Raw genomic sequence first — 19,642 nt, forward strand, 5'->3', positions numbered from 1 at the left:
AGGACAAAGAGGGAAAAGCCGCCACTCCCCCGAGGAGTGACGGCTTTTCGTCGTCAAGATCGCGTCGTCAGGAAGCGGTGATCAGAGGATCCGGACCGCGCCCGACGGCATGTCCCAGTCCAGGGAGCGCTCGACGACACCGGTCGACGGGTTCTGCGCGCCGATGTACTTGCCGCCGCCCACGTAGACGGCCACGTGGTACGAGTTGCTGCGGCTGCCCCAGTACAGGATGTCGCCCGGCTGCAGGTTGCTGAGCGAGACGGACGTACCCATGGACGACTGGTCGCTCGAAACGCGGGGCAGGCTGATGCCGGCCTGGCGGTAGGCGGCCTGGAGGAGGCTGGAGCAGTCCCAGGAGTTCGGACCGGTGCTGCCCAGGACGTAGGCGTCGCCGAGCTGCGCGCGGGCGAAGGCCACGATCGCGGCGGCGGAGCCGGTGGGGGCCTGCGTGCTGCTGTCCGACGAGCCGCTGTCGGAGGAGGACGACGAGGAGCCGGAGGAGGGCGCGGAGAGCGTGGTGCGGGCCTGAGTGCGGGAGGCGCGCTCGCGGGCCTCCTCGCGGGCCTTCTCGGCCTTCTCGGCCTCGGCCTTGCGGTCCGCCTCGGCCTTGGCCTTCTTGGCTTCCTTGGCGGCCTTCTCCAGGGCGGCCTTCTCCTGGGCCTGCAGGCTCAGGTCGAGGGCTTCCTGCTGGGACGCCTCGGCCGAGGCGGAGACGGCGCTCGCCAGGTCGGTGTCGAGCGAGCCCAGGGTGGGCATTTCGATGGTCTCGGTCACCGGCTCGGCATTGGCCGGCCCGGCAGCACCGGCCACCGCGATGGTGCCGAGGACGCCACCGGCAACTCCGGCACGGAGCGCGAGCTTCGAGGCGCTACGGCGGGGCTTCCGGTGGCTGGGTATGTGAGCGGTGAGGGACATGAGGACAACCGCTATCAGGGCTTCACGGTTCCCTTCAAGAAACGTGGGTTGCGCCACAGTTACGTACGGAAGCACCTAATCCGCTTATCTGGCGGCCTTATTGACGCCGTATCGGGCAATTCGGGCAGGGCCCATCTGGCCCTTGATCACGGGTTTTCAATGAAACGTCCGAATTGACCGCCGCTTACCACCTCTTCACACCGATGGCCAAGCCCCGATTTCTTTGAGTCCCCTGTGGTGTGGCGCAGGTCACATCAGGGGTCCATCAGGCGCCCGGGTTCACTCGTGAACCGGCGCACACGTCCACTTCGCTCCGCCCGACCCCTCGACCGGGCGACGGGCCACCGCTTTATCACCCACGCGGGTCCATCGCCAATTTGCCTGTAGTCACCATCTCTTGATAGTGCAGCACCCCTCCGACCAGCGCTTTCGAGTCCGGATGTCACATCTGGTGATCACCTGGGCGCTTCGAGTGCCAAGATCACCGCTCATCCGACTTCATGATCCTTCGTCAGGTGGTGGAGATCACAAACTCGTTGACGTACCCCGTGTCGCAGATCACAGAGGGGCGGGCATAGGATGCGGGGCAGTCGGGCTTGTGAACTGCCTCACATGGGGGCGATCTTTACGCCGCCGAGGCGCCCGACAGTGCGGTCCAACGGTCAAGGACGACTGGAAGGAGCGAGGAGCGTGAATGCGTACGCGCCCATCCTCGTGCTCGGTGCCCTGGGTGCGGGGTTTGCGATCTTCTCCGTGGTCATGGCCACGCTAATCGGCCCAAAGCGGTACAACAGGGCGAAACTTGAGGCGTACGAGTGCGGCATCGAACCGACGCCCACTCCGGCCGGAGGCGGCCGTTTCCCCATCAAGTACTACCTGACGGCGATGCTCTTCATCGTCTTCGACATCGAGATCGTCTTCCTCTACCCCTGGGCGGTCACCTTCGACGCCCTGGGGATCTTCGGGCTCGTGGAGATGCTGCTCTTCGTGCTCACCGTCTTCGTCGCCTACGCGTATGTGTGGCGGCGCGGCGGCCTGGAATGGGACTGAGGGGCTGAGGGGCACCTATGGGAATCGAAGAGAAGCTGCCGAGCGGCTTTCTGCTGACGACGGTCGAACAGGCCGCGGGCTGGGTGCGCAAGTCATCCGTCTTCCCCGCCACCTTCGGCCTCGCCTGCTGTGCCATCGAGATGATGACGACCGGCGCCGGCCGCTACGACCTGGCGCGCTTCGGCATGGAGGTCTTCCGCGGCTCACCGCGCCAGGCCGACCTGATGATCGTGGCGGGCCGGGTCAGCCAGAAGATGGCGCCGGTCCTGCGGCAGGTCTACGACCAGATGCCGAACCCCAAGTGGGTCATCTCCATGGGGGTTTGCGCGTCTTCGGGCGGAATGTTCAATAATTACGCGATTGTGCAGGGCGTTGACCACGTTGTGCCGGTTGACATCTATTTGCCGGGTTGCCCGCCGCGCCCGGAGATGCTGTTGGACGCGATTCTCAAGCTCCACCAGAAGATCCAGACCTCCCCGCTCGGCGTGAACGCCGAGGAGGCGGCCCGCGAGGCGGAGGAAGCGGCGCTCAAGGCCCTGCCGACCATCGAGATGAAGGGTCTGCTCCGGTGAGTGACGAGACTCCGAACCCCGAGAAGGAGCTCTCCGAGCAGAACCTTCCGGGGCAGCGCGGGGAGCACGGCGAGGAGGTCCGCGTCCAGCGCGGGATGTTCGGCGCCAACAACGGCGGCGACACCTCGGGCTACAGCGGCCTGGTCCGCTCCGTACGCCTCCCCGGCGCGGCCACCCGCCCGTACGGCGGCTGGTTCGACGAGGTGGCCGACGAACTCGAGGGCGCCCTCGACGAGCAGGGGCTCCTGCCCGGGAACGCCATCGAGAAGACGGTCGTCGACCGCGGCGAGATCACCTTCCACATCGCCCGCGAGCACCTCGTCCGCGTCGCCCGCACGCTGCGCGACGACCCGGCCCTGCGCTTCGAGCTCTGTACGGGAGTCTCGGGCGTCCACTACCTCGGCGACAAGGGCCGCGAGCTGCACGCCGTCTACCACCTGCGCTCGCTCACCCACGGCCGGCTGATCCGCCTGGAGGTGTCCGCCCCGGACGCCGACCCGCACATCCCGTCGCTGGTCGCGGTCTATCCGACCAACGACTGGCACGAGCGCGAGACGTACGACTTCTTCGGCATCGTCTTCGACGGCCACCCCGCCCTCACCCGGATCATGATGCCGGACGACTGGCAGGGCTTCCCGCAGCGCAAGGACTACCCCCTCGGCGGCATCGCCGTCGAATACAAGGGCGCCCAGATCCCGGCTCCTGACCAGCGGAGGTCGTACAGCTGATGAGCACTGAACACGCCTCCGCCCGTGAGACCACCGAAGGCACCGTCTACACCGTCACCGGCGGCGACTGGGAAGAAGTCGTCGAGGCCGCCGCCAAGGCCGACGACGAGCGCATCATCGTCAACATGGGCCCGCAGCACCCGTCCACGCACGGCGTGCTCCGGCTCATCCTGGAGATCGACGGCGAGACCGTCACCGAGGCCCGCTGCGGCATCGGCTACCTCCACACCGGCATCGAGAAGAACCTCGAGTTCCGGAACTGGACGCAGGGCACCACCTTCGTCACGCGCATGGACTACCTCACCTCGTTCTACAACGAGACGGCGTACTGCCTGGGCGTCGAGAAGCTGCTCGGCATCACCGACCAGATCCCGGACCGCGCCACGGTCGTCCGCGTGATGCTGATGGAGCTCAACCGGCTCTCCTCCCACCTGGTGGCCATCGCCACCGGCGGCATGGAGCTGGGCGCCACCACGATCATGATCTACGGCTTCCGGGACCGCGAGATGATCCTGGACCTGTACGAGCTGATCACCGGCCTGCGCATGAACCACGCGTTCATCCGCCCCGGCGGCCTCGCCCAGGACCTCCCGCCCGGCGCGGTCGACGCCGTGCGCGAGTTCGTGAAGACCATGAAGAAGAACCTGCCGGAGTACGACAAGCTCGCCACCGGCAACCCCATCTTCAAGGCCCGCATGCAGAACGTCGGCTACCTCGACCTCGCCGGCTGCATGGCGCTCGGCGTCACCGGACCGATGCTGCGCTCCGCGGGCCTCCCGCACGACCTGCGCAGGACCGACCCGTACTGCGGCTACGAGAACTACGAGTTCGACATCCCGACCGCCGACACCTGCGACGCCTACGGCCGCTTCCTGGTCCGCCTGGAGGAGATGCGGCAGTCGCTGCGGATCGTCGAGCAGTGCCTCGACCGCCTTGAGCCCGGCCCGGTCATGGTCGAAGACAAGAAGATCGCCTGGCCCGCGCAGCTCGCGCTCGGCCCGGACGGACTCGGCAACTCCCTCGACCACATCAAGAAGATCATGGGCACCTCCATGGAGGCCCTGATCCACCACTTCAAGCTGGTCACCGAGGGCTTCCGGGTCCCCGCCGGACAGACCTACGCGGCCGTCGAATCGCCCAAGGGCGAACTGGGCGTGCACGTCGTCTCCGACGGCGGCACCCGCCCCTACCGGGTCCACTTCCGCGACCCGTCCTTCACCAACCTGCAGGCCATGGCGGCGATGTGTGAGGGCGGCCAGGTCGCCGACGTCATCGTCGCCGTCGCGTCCATCGACCCCGTGATGGGAGGCGTCGACCGATGACGGACGGACAGACCAGTCTCGGGATGCCCCAGCTCCCCGCCCCCGACTACCCGGCCGAGGTACGCGCCCGGCTGGAGGCGGACGCCAAGGAGATCATCGCCCGCTACCCGGGGTCCCGCTCCGCGCTCCTGCCGCTGCTGCACCTCGTGCAGTCGGAGGAGGGCCATGTGACCCGTACCGGCATGAGGTTCTGCGCCGAGGTGCTCGACCTGACCACCGCCGAGGTCACCGCGGTCGCCACCTTCTACACGATGTACCGGCGCAAGCCGTCGGGCGACTACCAGGTCGGCGTCTGCACCAACACGCTCTGCGCGGTCATGGGCGGCGACGCCATCTTCGAGGAGCTGAAGGAGCACCTCGGCGTCGGCAACGACGAGACGACCGAGGACGGCAAGGTCACGCTGGAGCACATCGAGTGCAACGCGGCCTGCGACTTCGCGCCCGTGATGATGGTCAACTGGGAGTTCTTCGACAACCAGACGCCCGCGTCCGCGAAGAAGATCGTCGACGACCTGCGGGCCGGCCGCCCCGTCGAACCGACGCGCGGCGCGCCCCTCTGCACGTACAAGGAGACCGCCCGCATCCTGGCCGGCTTCCCCGACGAGCGCGAGGGGGCCGTCGAGGCCACCGGAGGGGCCGGCCCGGCCTCGCTCGTCGGGCTGCGGCTTGCCAAGGGCGAGACCCCGCACCACAAGATCGTCCACCCGCGCGGCGAATCAGCCAGTGGGGAGGGGGAGTGATGACCTTGGCAGCCGAGATCAACAACAGCAGCCCCGAGAAGCTTCTCGCGCCGGTCCTTTCGGCGTTCTGGGACCAGCCGAACGCCTGGACCCTGGAGACGTACAAGAGGCACGAGGGGTACGAGGGCCTGCGGAAGGCCCTCGCGATGTCGCCCGACGAGGTCATCGCGTACGTCAAGGACTCCGGTCTGCGCGGCCGCGGCGGCGCCGGCTTCCCCACCGGAATGAAGTGGCAGTTCATTCCGCAGGGCGACGGCAAGCCGCACTACCTGGTCGTGAACGCCGACGAGTCCGAGCCGGGCACCTGCAAGGACATCCCGCTCCTCTTCGCCAACCCGCACTCGCTCATCGAGGGCATCGTGATCGCCTGTTACGCGATCCGCTCGAACCACGCCTTCATCTATCTGCGCGGCGAGGTCGTCCCCGTACTGCGCCGCCTCCACGAGGCGGTGCGCGAGGCGTACGAGGCCGGGTACCTCGGCGAGAACGTCCTCGGCAGCGGACTCGACCTCGAACTCACCGTGCACGCGGGCGCCGGCGCGTACATCTGCGGCGAGGAGACCGCGCTGCTCGACTCGCTCGAAGGACGGCGCGGCCAGCCCCGGCTGCGTCCCCCCTTCCCCGCGGTCGCCGGTCTGTACGCGTGCCCCACCGTGGTGAACAACGTCGAGTCCATCGCGTCCGTTCCCGCGATCATGAACCGGGGCAAGGACTGGTTCAAGTCGATGGGCAGCGAGAAGTCCCCGGGCTTCACCCTCTACTCGCTCAGCGGCCACGTCGCCTCGCCGGGCCAGTACGAGGCCCCGCTCGGGATCACGCTGCGCCAGCTGCTCGACATGAGCGGCGGGATGCGGCCGGGCCACCGGCTCAAGTTCTGGACCCCGGGCGGCTCCTCCACCCCGATGTTCACCGACGAGCACCTCGACGTCCCGCTCGACTACGAGGGCGTGGGCGCGGCCGGCTCGATGCTCGGCACCAAGGCGCTCCAGTGCTTCGACGAGACGACGTGCGTGGTGCGCGCGGTGACCCGGTGGACCGAGTTCTACGCCCACGAGTCCTGCGGCAAGTGCACGCCGTGCCGTGAAGGCACGTACTGGCTGGTGCAGTTGCTCCGCGACATCGAGGCCGGCAAGGGCGTCATGTCCGACCTCGACAAGCTGAACGACATCGCCGACAACATCAACGGCAAGTCGTTCTGCGCGCTCGGCGACGGCGCCGCCTCCCCGATCTTCTCCTCGCTGAAGTACTTCCGCGAGGAGTACGAGCAGCACATCACCGGCCGGGGCTGCCCCTTCGACCCGGCCAAGTCGACCGCCTGGGCGGACAACCACAAGGAGGTGACGGCATGACGGTCACCACGGCCGGCTCCGCCGGCGGGGGTTCCCCCGCGGTACCGCCCGAGGACCTCGTCACGCTGACCATCGACGGCGCCGAGATCTCCGTCCCCAAGGGGACCCTGGTCATCCGCGCCGCCGAGCAGCTCGGCATCGAGATCCCGAGGTTCTGCGACCACCCGCTCCTCGACCCGGCCGGCGCCTGCCGGCAGTGCATCGTCGAGGTCGAGGGCCAGCGCAAGCCGATGGCGTCCTGCACCATCACCTGCACCGACGGCATGGTGGTGAAGTCGCAGCTGACCTCGCCGGTCGCCGAGAAGGCGCAGCACGGGGTGATGGAGCTGCTGCTCATCAACCACCCGCTGGACTGCCCGGTCTGCGACAAGGGCGGCGAGTGCCCGCTGCAGAACCAGGCGATGTCGCACGGGCAGGCCGAGTCCCGCTTCGAGGGCCACAAGCGGACCTTCGAGAAGCCGGTACCGATCTCCACCCAGGTGCTGCTGGACCGCGAGCGGTGCGTGCTGTGCGCGCGCTGCACCCGGTTCTCCAACCAGATCGCCGGCGACCCGATGATCGAGCTGCTCGAGCGGGGCGCGCTCCAGCAGGTCGGCACGGGCGAGGGCGACCCGTTCGAGTCGTACTTCTCCGGGAACACGATCCAGATCTGTCCGGTGGGCGCGCTGACCTCGGCGGCGTACCGGTTCCGCTCCCGCCCCTTCGACCTCGTCTCCTCGCCGAGCGTCTGCGAGCACTGCGCGGGCGGCTGCGCGACGCGCACCGACCACCGGCGCGGCAAGGTCATGCGGCGGCTCGCGGCGGAGGACCCGGAGGTCAACGAGGAGTGGGTGTGCGACAAGGGACGGTTCGCGTTCCGGTACGCCCAGCAGCGTGACCGGCTGACGACTCCGCTCGTACGGAACCCGGAGACGGGTGTCCTCGAAGCGGCGTCCTGGCCGGAGGCCCTGGAGGCGGCGGCGCGTGGACTGGTCCGGGGCCGTACCGGCGTCCTGGCCGGCGGGCGGCTGACCTTCGAGGACGCCTACGCGTACGCCAAGTTCGCCCGGGTCGCGCTCGACACGAACGACGTCGACTTCCGGGCCCGGGTGCACTCCAGCGAGGAGGCCGACTTCCTGGCCTCCACCGTCGCGGGGCGTGGGCGGGACCTTGGGGGCACCTCCCTGTTCGAGCGAAGCCGAGAACTTGGGGGAGGCTCGGGGGTCACGTACACCTCCCTCGAAGCCGCCCCGGCGGTCCTGCTCGTCGGTTTCGAGTCCGAGGAGGAGGCGCCCGGCGTCTTCCTGCGGCTGCGGAAGGCCTGGCGGAAGCACGGCCAGCAGACGTACGCGCTGGCCGCGTTCGCGACCCGGGGCCTGCAGAAGGCGGGCGGCACGCTGCTGCCGGCCGCGCCCGGCACCGAGACGGAGTGGCTGGACGCGCTGACCTCCCGTACCGGACTCGACGAGGCCGGCATGCGGGCGGCGGAGGCGCTGCGCCAGGACGGTGCGGTCCTCGTGGTCGGCGAGCGGCTCGCCGCCGTACCGGGCGGGCTGAGCGCCGCCGTACGGACGGCGACCGCGACCGGCGCGAAGCTGGTGTGGATCCCGCGCCGGGCCGGTGAGCGCGGCGCGCTCGAAGCCGGCGCGATCCCGACGCTGCTGCCCGGCGGCCGCCCCGCGACCGACCCACGCGCGCGTGAGGAGGTCGCGGCCGCCTGGGGCGTACGCGACCTGCCGCACGGCTACGGCCGCGACACCGGCCAGATCGTCGAGGCCGCGGCCACCGGCGAACTGGGCGCGCTGCTCGTCGGCGCCGTCGAGCTCCGCGACCTGCCGGACCCGGCACGCGCGCGTGAGGCGCTCGACGCGGCGTTCGTGGTCTCCCTGGAGCTGCGGCCGAGCGAGGTCACCGAGCGGGCCGACGTGGTCCTGCCGGTCGCCGCGGTCGCCGAGAAGCCCGGCACCTTCCTCAACTGGGAAGGCAGGGCACGGCTCTTCGAGGCCGCGCTCAAGCCCGAGCAGATGACCCGGACGCTGCCGCCGGCGGACGCGCGCGTGCTCCACATGCTCGCCGACGCCCTCGACGCCCACCTGGCCCTGCCCGACCTGCGGTCGGTCCGCCGGGAGCTGGACCGGCTCGGCGGCTGGACCGGCCAGCGGGCCTCCGAGCCGACCGAGCCCGCCCAGGCCGCGCCCCGCCCGGGCGACGGCGAGGCGGTTCTCGCCGGCCACCGGCTCCTGCTCGACCTCGGCCGGCTCCAGGAGGGCGACACGGCGCTCGCGGGCACCCGCCACGCGGCCGTCGCCCGGCTCTCGGCCACCACCGCCGCCGAGACGGGGGTCAAGGACGGCGACGTCCTCGCCGTCACCGGCCCGGCGGGTACCACCCGCTTCCCGCTCCAGGTGACGGAGATGCCCGACCGAGTGGTCTGGCTCCCCCTCAACTCGGCCGGCGGCGGCGTCCTCTCCGACACCGGCGCCCACCCGGGCACCGTGGTCCGCATCGGCGCGGCGACCTCGACGGAGGTGGGCGCGTGACCACGCTCGTCCCGCGCGCCACCGGCTGCGGCACCCGCCCCGCCGGACGCGCCCAGCGGCCCGCGCCGGGCCGTGCGGCCGCCGTCGCGCCCACCGCGCCGGGCCCGACCGCCCGTACCCATGTCGTCCGGCCGGGCGAAGCCCCGGCCGCCCCCGCACGGGAGGTGCGCTCATGACGGGCCTCGCTCAACTCGCGGACGCACAGCGCAGCGTCCTCGCTGCCGAAGACCTCTCCATGTTCGGGACCGACCCCTGGTGGCTCGTTCTGATCAAGGCGGTCTTCTGCTTCGCCTTCCTCATGGTCACCGTGCTCTTCTCCATCGTGTGGGAGCGCAAGGTCGTCGCCTGGATGCAGCTGCGCATCGGGCCCAACCGGCACGGACCCTGGGGTCTCCTCCAGTCCCTCGCGGACGGCATCAAGCTGATGCTGAAGGAGGACGTCGTCGTCAAGCGCGCCGACAAGGTCGTCTACATCCTCGCGCCGATCATCGCCGCCGCCCCCGCGTTCATGGCCATCGCCGTGATCCCGTTCGGCCCGGCCGGCAACGAGGTCTCGATCTTCGGGCACCGCACCACGATGCAGCTCACCGACCTGCCGATCGCGATGCTGTACGTCCTCGCCATCGCCTCCGTCGGCATCTACGGCATCGTGCTCGCCGGCTGGTCCTCCGGCTCCACGTACCCGCTCCTCGGCGGCCTGCGCTCCGCCGCCCAGATGATCTCGTACGAGATCGCCATGGGCGCCGCGTTCGCCTCCGTCTTCCTCTACTCCGGGTCGATGTCGACCTCGGCGATCGTCGAGGCGCAGGCGGACCGCTGGTTCGTCATCCTGCTGCCGGTCTCGTTCATCATCTACATCGTCACGATGGTCGGCGAGACCAACCGCGCCCCGTTCGACATGCCGGAGTCCGAGGGCGACCTCGTCGGCGGCTTCAACACCGAGTACTCCTCCATCAAGTTCGCGATGTTCATGCTCGCCGAGTACGTGAACATGGTGACGGTCTCCGCCGTCTCCGTGACGCTCTTCCTCGGTGGCTGGCGCGCCCCGTACCCCATCTCCACCTTCTGGGAGGGCGCGAACCACGGCTGGTGGCCGATGCTCTGGTTCGTCCTCAAGGTCCAGCTGCTGCTCTTCTTCTTCATCTGGCTGCGCGGCACCCTGCCCCGCGTCCGCTACGACCAGCTGATGAAGCTCGGCTGGAAGGTCCTCATCCCGGTCTCGGTGCTCTGGCTGATGCTGGTCGCCACCGTCCGCGCCCTGCGCAACGAGAACGTCGCCTTCCAGAACATCGTGCTGTACGTCGCCGGTGCCGTCGTCGCCGTCCTGCTGCTCTCCTTCGTCGCCGACGTGTTCCGCGACAAACGGGCCAAGGCCCTGGAGGTCGAGGACGAGCCCCCGTTCGACCCGATGGCCGGCGGATTCCCCGTACCGCCCAAGCCCGGACAGTCCCTGCCGCCCGTGCCGCGGCGCAGGCCGCGAGCCGATCGCGACCTGGTTGTCAGTGGCGCCCCCGATACTGCTACTGCGAGTGATGGAAAGGAGACGGACGGTGTCTGATTTCCAGAATCCGGTGGCCGGCTTCGGCGTGACCTTCAAGGCCATGTTCAAGAAGCGGCTGACCGAGCAGTACCCGGAGGAGCGCAAGACGACGGCGCCCCGCTTCCACGGCCGGCACCAGCTCAACCGTCATCCGGACGGACTTGAGAAGTGCGTGGGCTGCGAGCTGTGCGCCTGGGCCTGTCCCGCCGACGCCATCTACGTGGAGGGCGCGGACAACACCGACGAGGAGCGCTACTCCCCGGGCGAGCGGTACGGAAGCGTCTACCAGATCAACTACGCCCGCTGCATCTTCTGCGGGCTGTGCATCGAGGCCTGCCCCACGCGGGCGCTGACGATGACGAACGAGTTCGAGCTGGCCGACACCTCGCGGGCGAACCTGATCTTCACCAAGGAGCAGCTCCTCGCGGGCCTTGAGGAGGGCATGGTCGACGCCCCGCACGCGATCTTCCCGGGCATGGACGAGCAGGACTACTACCGGGGCCTGGTCAGCGAGGCCGCCCCGGGCACGGTCCAGCAGGTCGCCACGTCCAAGGGGGAGAAGGGCGAGCCGGAAGAGGTGGACGCATGAGCGCCGCCCTCGCGTCGGAGACCCTGGCCGCCTACACCACCTCCGGCGGCGAGGCCTTCCAGTTCTGGGTCCTCGGCACCGTCGCCGTGATCGGCGCGCTGGCCACGGTCCTGATGAAGAAGGCCATGCACAGCGCCCTCTCGCTGGCGGGCACGATGATCATCCTGGCGGTCTTCTACCTCGCCAACGGGGCGTACTTCCTCGGCATCGTCCAGATCGTCGTCTACACCGGCGCGATCATGATGCTCTTCCTCTTCATCGTCATGCTGGTCGGTGTCACGGCCGCGGACTCGCTGAAGGAGACCATCAAGGGCCAGCGCTGGTGGGCCGCCCTCTGCGGGCTCGGCTTCGGCATGCTGCTGATCGCCGGCATCGGCCAGGCCTCCCTGACGGAGTTCAACGGACTCGGCGCGGCCAACGGGGCGTACGGAGGGAACGTGGAGGGCCTCGCGGCTCTCATCTTCACCAAGTACGTCTTCGCCTTCGAGATCACCGGCGCGCTGCTCATCACGGCGGCCGTCGGCGCGATGGTCCTCACCCACCGCGAGCGCACCGAACGGGCCCGCACCCAGCGGGAGCTGTCGGAGCAGCGCGTACGGGAAGGCAAGCACGTGCCGCCGCTGCCCGCGCCGGGTGTGTACGCCCGGCACAACGCGGTGGACATCCCCGGTCTGCTGCCCGACGGCACGACCGCCGAGCTGACCGTGATGCAGACGCTGCGCAAGCGCGGCCAGGTCCGCGACGTGTCCGGCGAGGCGCTGGCCGACCTGAAGGCGCTGGAGCAGCGCTCGCAGGAGCGGCTCGGCCGCGACCGGGACGACGCCGGGGGCCGTAACGACGCCGGGGGCCGTAACGCCGCCGGGGACCGGGACGAAGAGGAGGCCTCGCGATGAATCCCGTCAACTATCTCTATCTCGCCGCCCTGTTGTTCACCATCGGCGCGGCCGGGGTGCTGATCCGGCGCAACGCGATCGTGGTCTTCATGTGCGTCGAGCTGATGCTCAACGCCTGCAACCTCGCGTTCGTCGCCTTCTCCCGGATGCACGGCAACCTCGACGGCCAGATCATCGCCTTCTTCACGATGGTCGTCGCCGCCGCGGAGGTCGTCGTCGGGCTCGCGATCATCGTGTCGCTGTTCCGTTCCCGCCACTCGGCCTCGGTCGACGACGCCAGCCTGATGAAGCTGTGAGGGGCTGAATCGTGGAGAACCTGATTGCTCTGCTCGTCGCGGCGCCTCTCCTGGGAGCGGCCGTGCTGCTGTGCGGCGGGCGGCGCCTCGACAAGGTCGGGCCGCTGCTCGGCACGCTGCTCGCGGCCACCTCCTTCGTCATCGGCGCGGTCCTCTTCGCCGACATGCTCGGCAAGAGCGCCGACGACCGGGCGCTGTACCAGAACCTGTGGACCTGGATCCCGGTCGAGGGCTTCCAGGCGGACGTCGCCTTCCAGCTCGACCAGCTGTCGATGACGTTCGTGCTGCTGATCACCGGCGTCGGCTCGCTGATCCACGTGTACTCGATCGGGTACATGGAGCACGACGAGCGCAAGCGCCGCTTCTTCGGCTATCTGAACCTGTTCCTCGCGGCGATGCTGCTCCTCGTCCTCGCCGACAACTACCTGCTCCTCTACTTCGGCTGGGAGGGCGTCGGCCTCGCCTCGTACCTCCTGATCGGCTTCTGGCAGCACAAGCCCAGCGCGGCCACCGCCGCGAAGAAGGCCTTCCTGGTCAACCGGGTCGGCGATATGGGCCTGTCGATCGCCATCATGATCATGTTCACCACCTTCGGGACCTTCGCCTTCGGGCCGGTCCTGGAGGCCACCGGTGAGACGAGCGAGGGCACGCTGACGGCGATCGGCCTGATGCTGCTGCTCGCCGCCTGCGGCAAGTCGGCCCAGGTGCCGCTGCAGTCCTGGCTCGGCGACGCGATGGAGGGCCCGACCCCGGTCTCGGCCCTCATCCACGCGGCGACGATGGTCACCGCCGGTGTCTATCTCATCGTCCGCTCCGCCGACATCTTCAACGCCGCCCCGGACGCCCAGCTCGTGGTAGTCGTGGTCGGCGCGGTCACGCTCCTCTTCGGTGCGATCGTCGGTTGCGCGAAGGACGACATCAAGAAGGCCCTGGCCGGCTCGACGATGTCGCAGATCGGCTACATGATCCTGGCGGCGGGCCTCGGCCCGATCGGCTACGTCTTCGCGATCATGCACCTGGTCACGCACGGCTTCTTCAAGGCCGGGCTCTTCCTCGGCGCCGGTTCGGTCATGCACGGCATGAACGACGAGGTCGACATGCGGCGTTACGGCGGCCTGCGGAAGTACATGCCGGTCACGTTCGTCACCTTCGGCCTCGGCTACCTCGCGATCATCGGCTTCCCGGGCCTGTCCGGCTTCTTCTCCAAGGACAAGATCATCGAGGCGGCCTTCGCCAAGGGCGGTACCGAGGGCTGGATCCTCGGCGCGGTCACGCTGCTCGGCGCCGCCATCACCGCGTACTACATGACGCGCGTGATGCTGATGACCTTCTTCGGCGAGAAGCGCTGGCAGGCCGACGAGAAGGGTGAGTTGCCGCACCCGCACGAGTCGCCCAGGTCCATGACGGTCCCGATGATCCTGCTGGCCGTCGGGTCCGTGGCCGCGGGTGGCTTCTTCAGCATCGGCGACCGGTTCATCAACTGGCTGGAGCCGGTGACCGCGTTCGAGCACGGGCAACCGCCGATCAGCGCCGGAGCCATCACCTCCGCCACGGTCGCCGTCATGGTGCTCGGCGTCGGGCTCGCTTACCTCCAGTACGGACGCAGGCCGGTCCCGGTCACCGCCCCGCGCGGCTCGCTGCTCACCCGGGCCGCCCGCCGCGACCTGCTCCAGGACGACTTCAACCACGCCGTCTTCGTGACGGGCGGCACGCATCTCACCCGCTCGCTCGTCTACGTCGACCACACCCTGGTCGACGGGGTCGTCAACGGCACCGCGGCCTCGGTCGGCGGTCTGTCCGGCCGGCTGCGCAAGCTGCAGAACGGCTACGCCCGCACGTATGCGGTCTCCATGTTCGGAGGTACGGCGGTGCTGATCGCCGCGACCCTGCTGATGAGGGCGGTGTAACTGCCATGTCGCAAGTAGTGAACGCAGGGTTCCCGATCCTGACGGCGACGGCAGCGGTGCCGGCGGTCGGTGCGATCCTCACCGCCGCCGTCCCCGCAGCCCGTCGTACCGCGGCCAAGTGGCTGGCCCTGCTGGTCTCGCTGGTCACGCTGGTGCTCGCGGCGGTCGTCATGGTCCGCTTCGAGCCCGGCGGCGACCGGTACCAACTCGTCGAATCCCACTCCTGGATCAAGGACTTCGGCGTCCGTTACGAACTGGGCGTGGACGGCATCGGGGTGGCGCTGATCGCGCTCACCGCGCTGCTGATCCCCTTCATCATCATGGCCGGCTGGCACGACGCCGACCCCCTGGAGACGAAGTCCTCGCGCTGGCGGCCGACGCAGGGCTTCTTCGCCCTGATCCTGATGGTCGAGGCGATGGTGATCCTCTCCTTCGAGGCCACCGACGTCTTCCTCTTCTACATCCTCTTCGAAGCCATGCTCATCCCGATGTACTTCCTCATCGGCGGCTTCGGCGACCGCGCCCACGCGGGCACGGACGAGAACGCGGCGGCCCAGCGTTCGTACGCGGCCGTGAAGTTCCTGCTCTACAACCTGGTCGGCGGGCTGATCATGCTGGCCGCCGTCATCGGGCTCTACGTGGTCGCGGGGAACTTCTCGCTCACCGAGATCGCCGCCGCCCGCGCCGACGGCTCGCTGGAGATGGCGACCAACACCGAACGGCTGCTGTTCCTCGGCTTCTTCTTCGCCTTCGCGGTGAAGGCGCCGCTGTGGCCGCTGCACACCTGGCTGCCGAACGCGATGGGGGAGGCGACCGCTCCGGTCGCCGTGCTCATCACGGCGGTGGTCGACAAGGTCGGCACGTTCGCGATGCTCCGCTTCTGCCTCCAGCTCTTCCCGGAGGCCTCGAAGTGGGCGACCCCGGCGATCATCGTGCTCGCGCTGATCAGCATCGTGTACGGCGCGCTGGTCGCGGTCGGCCAGCGGGACATCAAGCGCCTGGTCGCGTACGCCTCGATCTCGCACTTCGGCTTCATCATCATGGGCATCTTCGCGATGACCACCCAGGGCCAGAGCGGCGCGACGCTGTACATGGTCAACCACGGGATCTCGACGGCCGCCCTGATGCTGGTGGCCGGCTTCCTGATCAGCCGGCGCGGCTCGCGGCTCATCGCGGACTACGGCGGTGTGCAGAAGGTCGCCCCGGTGCTCGCCGGCACCTTCCTGGTCGGCGGTCTGGCCACCCTCTCGCTGCCGGGACTCGCACCCTTCGTGAGTGAATTCCTGGTCCTGGTCGGCACGTTCGCCCGGTACCCGGTGGCCGGCATCATCGCCACCACCGGCATCGTGCTCGCCGCGCTCTACACCCTCGTCCTGTACCAGCGGACGATGACGGGCCCGGTGAAGACGGAGGAGATCCGGACCATGCCGGACCTGCGGGTGCGCGAACTCGTCGTGGTCGCCCCGCTGATCGCCCTGCTGATCCTCCTCGGGGTGTTCCCGAAGCCGCTGACGGACATCGTGAACCCCGCCGTCACGCACACCATGTCCGATGTCCAGCAGAGTGACCCCCAGCCCACCGTTCCTCTCCAAACCGTGGAGGCCAAGTGAGTGCGACGGCTGTCCACAGCCTGTGGACGACGGCTGCCGAGCCGTTGACCAAGATCCCGGCACCCCGCATCGAGTACGTCCAGCTCTCACCCGTACTCATCGTGGTCGGCGCCGCTGTCGTCAGCGTCCTGGTCGAGGCCGCCGTGCCCCGCAAGGGCCGCTACGCCGCCCAGGTGTTCCTGACCGTGCTCGCCCTGGTCGCCGCCTTCGCCGCGATCGTCGGCCTCGCCGCCGGCGGCTACGGCTCCACCAAGGCGCACATCGCGGCCATGGGCGCCATCGCCGTCGACGGCCCGGCGCTCTTCCTCCAGGGCACGATCCTGCTGGCCTCGCTCGTCGCCGTCTTCACCTTCGCCGAGCGCAGGCTCGACCCGGCCGACCACGGCCACCAGGTCGACTCCTTCGCCGCCGAGGCCGCCGCCGTGCCCGGCAGCGACCAGGAGAAGGCGGCGGTCAAGGCCGGGTTCACCACCACCGAGGTCTTCCCGCTGGCGCTGTTCGCCATCGCCGGCATGCTGGTCTTCCCGGCCGCCAACGACCTCCTGACGCTCTTCATCGCCCTGGAGGTCTTCTCCCTCCCGCTCTACCTGCTCTGCGCCGTCGCCCGCCGCAAGCGGCTCATGTCGCAGGAGGCCGCGGTCAAGTACTTCCTCCTCGGCGCCTTCTCCTCGGCGTTCCTGCTCTTCGGCATCGCCCTGCTCTACGGCTACGCGGGCTCTGTCTCGTACGCCACCATCGCGAACGTCGTCGACGGCACGGTCACCTCGGTCGACCCGGCCCTCGCCCAGACCATGGGCAACGACGTCCTGCTGCTCATCGGCTTCGCGCTGGTCCTCATGGGGCTGCTCTTCAAGGTCGGTGCCGTGCCGTTCCACATGTGGACCCCGGACGTCTACCAGGGCGCGCCGACCCCCGTCACCGGCTTCATGGCGGCCGCGACGAAGGTCGCCGCGTTCGGCGCGCTGCTGCGGCTGCTGTACGTGGTGCTGCCGGGCCTCACCTGGGACTGGCGGCCGGTCATGTGGGGCGTCGCGATCGTCACCATGCTGGGCGGCGCGATCGTCGCGATCACCCAGACCGACATCAAGCGGCTCCTCGCGTACTCCTCGATCGCGCACGCGGGCTTCCTGCTCGCCGGTGTCATCGCGGCCACGCCCAGCGGCATCTCGTCCGTGCTCTTCTACCTGGGCGCGTACTCCTTCGTGACGATCGGCGCGTTCGCGGTCGTCACGCTGGTCCGGGACGCGGGCGGCGAGGCGACGCACCTGTCCAAGTGGGCGGGCCTGGGCCGCCGTTCGCCGCTGGTCGCGGCGGTCTTCGCGGTGTTCCTGCTCGCCTTCGCCGGCATCCCGCTGACCTCCGGCTTCTCGGGCAAGTTCGCGGTCTTCAAGGCGGCGGCCGAGGGCGGCGCGGGCGCGCTGGTCGTCGTCGGTGTCGTCTCGTCGGCGATCGCCGCGTTCTTCTACATCCGGGTGATCGTGCTGATGTTCTTCAGCGAGCCGAAGGCGGACGGCCCGACGGTCGCCGTGCCGTCGGTGTTCACGGCGGCCACGATCACGGTGGGCGTCGCGGTCACGCTGGTGCTCGGCCTCGCGCCGCAGTACTTCCTGGACCTGGCGAGCCAGGCGAGCGTGTTCGTCCGGTAGGGCGGCTCGCACACGGCTCAGGGCCCGGTCTCCGCGCTAGCGGCGGCCGGGCCCTGACGCGTGTCTACGATGCCGTCTTCTCCGGGCAGTCGCATGTCACCTTCGGGTTGTGCGGGGTGAACACGCCCTTCGGGTTCTTCTTGAAGATCCAGGCGTGCAGCGTGTAGACATCGCCCACCGGTGGGATGACGGCCGCCGGGTCGAAGTCACGGTCGAAGATCCGCGGCGTGGGCCGGCCCGTGTTGGGGACGACGTACTCGAGCGCGACCAGCTTCCGCCCGCCCTTGTGGTCGTCCACGTAGAGCAGGGCGGCGGGCTTGGTCGGGTCGGTGGAGCCGAGGTGCGCGGGATTGACGTAGTGGTAGCCCATGCCGCCGAGCGTCGGGTCCTCGACGCAGTCGTCCGTTCGGAGGTAGCCGTCGTTCAGGGCGGCCTGCTCGGACTTGTACGCGACCGTGGCGTCGTAGGCCTTCTCCAGGTCCGGGTGGGGCCAGTCGTTGCCCTTCGCGGCCGAGGCAGGGGCCGTCACCAGGGCCAGCGAGGTGGCGGCCGCGAGACCGAGGGCGGCTATGAGCGGACGGGGTCGTGCGGGCATCTGCGTGCTCCTTGGACGGGAGAGCCGGGTGTCCCCCCACCGACAAGCAGCATGGGCCGCCGGTGAGGGGCACCGCACGCGGGGTGACCCATTGGAGGGTCAGGAGGGCGCCGGAACGATCCGCCCGGTCACCTCGCCGAGCGCGACCTGCGTACCGTCCGGTCCCGGGGCCCACGCGGTGAGCGTGACCTCGTCGCCGTCCTCCAGGAACGTCCGCTTCCCGGTGGGCAGTTCGAGCGCGTCGCGGCCGTTCCAGGTCAGTTCGAGGAGCGAGCCGCGCTGGTGCGTCTCGGGCCCCGAGACCGTGCCGGAGCCGTACAGGTCACCGGTGCGCAGCGAGGCGCCGTTGACCGTCATGTGGGCGAGCTGCTGGGCGGCGGTCCAGTACATGGTGGCGAACGGCGGCTCGGAGACGACCTGGCCGTTGATCTCGACCGTGATCCGCAGGTCGAAGCCGCCGGGCTCCTCGTCCGTGGCGTCGTCCAGGTAGGGGAGGAGGTCGAACTCCCGGGCCGGCGGGGCCGTCCTGGCCGCGTCGAGGGCCTCCAGGGGGGTCACCCAGGCGGAGACGGACGTGGCGAAGGACTTGCCCAGGAAGGGGCCGAGCGGGACGTACTCCCAGGCCTGGATGTCGCGCGCCGACCAGTCGTTGAGGAGCGTCAGACCGAAGACGTGCTCGCGGAAGTCGGCCAGCGGGACCGGCGTGCCGTGCGCGGAGGGGGTGCCGACGACGAAGCCGACCTCCGCTTCGATGTCCAGCTTCACCGAGGGCCCGAAGACGGGGGCGGGGTCGGTGGGCGCCTTGCGCTGCCCGGCGGGGCGTACGACATCGGTGCCGGAGACCACGACCGTGCCCGCACGGCCGTGGTAACCGATCGGCAGGTGCTTCCAGTTGGGGGTGAGTGCGTCGCCGTCGGGGCGGAAGATCCGGCCCACGTTGGTGGCGTGGTGCTCGCTCGCGTAGAAGTCGACGTAGTCCGCGACCTCGAACGGCAGGTGGAGCGTGACGGTGTCGAGCGGGTACAGCAGCGGCTCTATGACCGGTCGGTGCGCGGGTACCGTCACCCAGGCCGTCAGGGCCCGGCGCACGTCCCGCCAGGCGGTGCGGCCGGCGGCGAGCAGCGGGTTCAGGTTCGGCTGCGCGAGCAGGGCGGCGTAGGGCGAGCCGAGCGCGTGCGCCGCGGCCCCCGCGTCGAGGACATGGCCGCCGATGCGGACGCCGACCCTCCGCCGGTCGGACTCGTCGGCGGGGGAGAAGACGCCGTACGGAAGGTTGTGCGGGCCGAAGGGATCGCCCTCGGCCAGGTCGAGCGGGGACTGCTCGGGCATCGGTGCTTGCCTCGCTTTCCACGGGTGTGGGGGACACGTTAC

The 19,642-nt window shown here is 69.6% G+C and carries 18 protein-coding genes; 15 read left to right on the forward strand and 3 right to left on the reverse strand.

What is annotated here, in order from left to right:
• Nucleotides 1-81 precede the first annotated feature (81 nt).
• Nucleotides 82-915 carry a C40 family peptidase gene (locus tag Q5762_RS20070; protein ID WP_315893543.1) on the reverse strand — a complete coding sequence of 278 codons (834 nt, stop codon included), beginning with the start codon at nt 913-915 and terminating at the stop codon, nt 82-84.
• A gap of 690 nt (nt 916-1,605) precedes the next feature.
• Between Q5762_RS20070 and Q5762_RS20075 the strand changes: the two genes are divergently transcribed.
• The 15 genes from Q5762_RS20075 to nuoN are packed head-to-tail and all read left to right on the forward strand — an operon-like array spanning nt 1,606 to nt 17,676.
• Entirely contained in the window at nt 1,606-1,965 is a 360-nt protein-coding gene (locus tag Q5762_RS20075; RefSeq protein ID WP_003992243.1) for an NADH-quinone oxidoreductase subunit A, read from the forward strand.
• Nucleotides 1,966-1,982: 17 nt separating this feature from the next.
• Nucleotides 1,983-2,537 carry an NADH-quinone oxidoreductase subunit B family protein gene (locus Q5762_RS20080; protein ID WP_315893544.1) on the forward strand — a complete coding sequence of 185 codons (555 nt, stop codon included), beginning with the start codon at nt 1,983-1,985 and terminating at the stop codon, nt 2,535-2,537.
• On the forward strand, nt 2,534-3,265 hold the full coding sequence (locus Q5762_RS20085) for an NADH-quinone oxidoreductase subunit C (RefSeq protein ID WP_315893545.1): 732 nt from the start codon (nt 2,534-2,536) through the stop codon (nt 3,263-3,265). The genes Q5762_RS20080 and Q5762_RS20085 overlap by 4 nt, the downstream gene beginning before the upstream one ends.
• Nucleotides 3,265-4,587 (forward strand): NADH-quinone oxidoreductase subunit D, encoded by a 1,323-nt coding sequence (locus Q5762_RS20090; protein ID WP_315893546.1) that lies wholly within the window; start codon nt 3,265-3,267, stop codon nt 4,585-4,587. The genes Q5762_RS20085 and Q5762_RS20090 overlap by 1 nt, the downstream gene beginning before the upstream one ends.
• Nucleotides 4,584-5,327, forward strand: a complete 744-nt coding sequence (gene nuoE / locus Q5762_RS20095; protein ID WP_315893547.1) for an NADH-quinone oxidoreductase subunit NuoE — start codon at nt 4,584-4,586, stop codon at nt 5,325-5,327. The genes Q5762_RS20090 and nuoE overlap by 4 nt, the downstream gene beginning before the upstream one ends.
• Nucleotides 5,327-6,676: an NADH-quinone oxidoreductase subunit NuoF gene (nuoF, locus tag Q5762_RS20100; protein WP_315893548.1), complete on the forward strand. Its 1,350-nt coding sequence runs from the start codon at nt 5,327-5,329 to the stop codon at nt 6,674-6,676. Before nuoE ends, nuoF begins: the two co-directional genes overlap by 1 nt.
• Nucleotides 6,673-9,195: an NADH-quinone oxidoreductase subunit G gene (locus tag Q5762_RS20105; protein ID WP_315893549.1), complete on the forward strand. Its 2,523-nt coding sequence runs from the start codon at nt 6,673-6,675 to the stop codon at nt 9,193-9,195. Before nuoF ends, Q5762_RS20105 begins: the two co-directional genes overlap by 4 nt.
• The gene (locus Q5762_RS20110) at nt 9,192-9,371 is read left to right on the forward strand and encodes a hypothetical protein (protein ID WP_315893550.1); all 180 of its coding nucleotides are present in this window, start codon (nt 9,192-9,194) and stop codon (nt 9,369-9,371) included. The genes Q5762_RS20105 and Q5762_RS20110 overlap by 4 nt, the downstream gene beginning before the upstream one ends.
• Complete coding sequence (nuoH, locus tag Q5762_RS20115) at nt 9,368-10,753, forward strand: NADH-quinone oxidoreductase subunit NuoH (protein WP_315893551.1); 1,386 nt, start codon at nt 9,368-9,370, stop codon at nt 10,751-10,753. Before Q5762_RS20110 ends, nuoH begins: the two co-directional genes overlap by 4 nt.
• Nucleotides 10,728-11,324, forward strand: coding sequence for an NADH-quinone oxidoreductase subunit NuoI (nuoI, locus tag Q5762_RS20120; RefSeq protein ID WP_315893552.1), 597 nt, complete (start codon nt 10,728-10,730; stop codon nt 11,322-11,324). Before nuoH ends, nuoI begins: the two co-directional genes overlap by 26 nt.
• Nucleotides 11,321-12,217, forward strand: a complete 897-nt coding sequence (locus tag Q5762_RS20125) for an NADH-quinone oxidoreductase subunit J (RefSeq protein ID WP_315893553.1) — start codon at nt 11,321-11,323, stop codon at nt 12,215-12,217. Before nuoI ends, Q5762_RS20125 begins: the two co-directional genes overlap by 4 nt.
• Entirely contained in the window at nt 12,214-12,513 is a 300-nt protein-coding gene (gene nuoK, locus Q5762_RS20130; protein WP_069927518.1) for an NADH-quinone oxidoreductase subunit NuoK, read from the forward strand. The genes Q5762_RS20125 and nuoK overlap by 4 nt, the downstream gene beginning before the upstream one ends.
• A gap of 11 nt (nt 12,514-12,524) precedes the next feature.
• On the forward strand, nt 12,525-14,420 hold the full coding sequence (gene nuoL, locus Q5762_RS20135; RefSeq protein WP_315893554.1) for an NADH-quinone oxidoreductase subunit L: 1,896 nt from the start codon (nt 12,525-12,527) through the stop codon (nt 14,418-14,420).
• A gap of 5 nt (nt 14,421-14,425) precedes the next feature.
• Nucleotides 14,426-16,030, forward strand: a complete 1,605-nt coding sequence (locus tag Q5762_RS20140) for an NADH-quinone oxidoreductase subunit M (RefSeq protein WP_315893555.1) — start codon at nt 14,426-14,428, stop codon at nt 16,028-16,030.
• On the forward strand, nt 16,027-17,676 hold the full coding sequence (gene nuoN, locus Q5762_RS20145) for an NADH-quinone oxidoreductase subunit NuoN (RefSeq protein ID WP_315893556.1): 1,650 nt from the start codon (nt 16,027-16,029) through the stop codon (nt 17,674-17,676). The genes Q5762_RS20140 and nuoN overlap by 4 nt, the downstream gene beginning before the upstream one ends.
• Nucleotides 17,677-17,740: 64 nt before the next feature.
• On the opposite strand, the gene Q5762_RS20150 is transcribed toward nuoN, so the two are convergent.
• Both Q5762_RS20150 and fahA read right to left on the reverse strand, forming a co-directional pair.
• Entirely contained in the window at nt 17,741-18,271 is a 531-nt protein-coding gene (locus tag Q5762_RS20150) for a hypothetical protein (RefSeq protein ID WP_315893557.1), read from the reverse strand.
• A 99-nt stretch (nt 18,272-18,370) separates the two neighbouring features.
• On the reverse strand, nt 18,371-19,600 hold the full coding sequence (gene fahA / locus Q5762_RS20155) for a fumarylacetoacetase (RefSeq protein ID WP_315893558.1): 1,230 nt from the start codon (nt 19,598-19,600) through the stop codon (nt 18,371-18,373).
• Between the last annotated feature and the right edge of the window lie 42 nt (nt 19,601-19,642).

This window comes from Streptomyces sp. P9(2023) (genome assembly GCF_032436795.1).
Lineage (GTDB): Bacteria > Actinomycetota > Actinomycetes > Streptomycetales > Streptomycetaceae > Streptomyces.

Excerpts from the sequence above, each read along its gene's own strand:
- Q5762_RS20090 (WP_315893546.1), top strand. The coding sequence starts at position 3,265 with ATGAGCACTGAACACGCCTCCGCCCGTGAGACCACCGAAGGCACCGTC.
- nuoI (WP_315893552.1), top strand. The coding sequence starts at position 10,728 with ATGGAAAGGAGACGGACGGTGTCTGATTTCCAGAATCCGGTGGCCGGC.
- Q5762_RS20140 (WP_315893555.1), top strand. The coding sequence starts at position 14,426 with ATGTCGCAAGTAGTGAACGCAGGGTTCCCGATCCTGACGGCGACGGCA.
- Q5762_RS20125 (WP_315893553.1), top strand. The coding sequence starts at position 11,321 with ATGAGCGCCGCCCTCGCGTCGGAGACCCTGGCCGCCTACACCACCTCC.
- nuoH (WP_315893551.1), top strand. The coding sequence starts at position 9,368 with ATGACGGGCCTCGCTCAACTCGCGGACGCACAGCGCAGCGTCCTCGCT.
- Q5762_RS20070 (WP_315893543.1), bottom strand. The coding sequence starts at position 915 with ATGTCCCTCACCGCTCACATACCCAGCCACCGGAAGCCCCGCCGTAGC.
- nuoF (WP_315893548.1), top strand. The coding sequence starts at position 5,327 with ATGACCTTGGCAGCCGAGATCAACAACAGCAGCCCCGAGAAGCTTCTC.
- Q5762_RS20150 (WP_315893557.1), bottom strand. The coding sequence starts at position 18,271 with ATGCCCGCACGACCCCGTCCGCTCATAGCCGCCCTCGGTCTCGCGGCC.
- fahA (WP_315893558.1), bottom strand. The coding sequence starts at position 19,600 with ATGCCCGAGCAGTCCCCGCTCGACCTGGCCGAGGGCGATCCCTTCGGC.
- Q5762_RS20105 (WP_315893549.1), top strand. The coding sequence starts at position 6,673 with ATGACGGTCACCACGGCCGGCTCCGCCGGCGGGGGTTCCCCCGCGGTA.
- nuoE (WP_315893547.1), top strand. The coding sequence starts at position 4,584 with ATGACGGACGGACAGACCAGTCTCGGGATGCCCCAGCTCCCCGCCCCC.
- Q5762_RS20080 (WP_315893544.1), top strand. The coding sequence starts at position 1,983 with ATGGGAATCGAAGAGAAGCTGCCGAGCGGCTTTCTGCTGACGACGGTC.
- nuoK (WP_069927518.1), top strand. The coding sequence starts at position 12,214 with ATGAATCCCGTCAACTATCTCTATCTCGCCGCCCTGTTGTTCACCATC.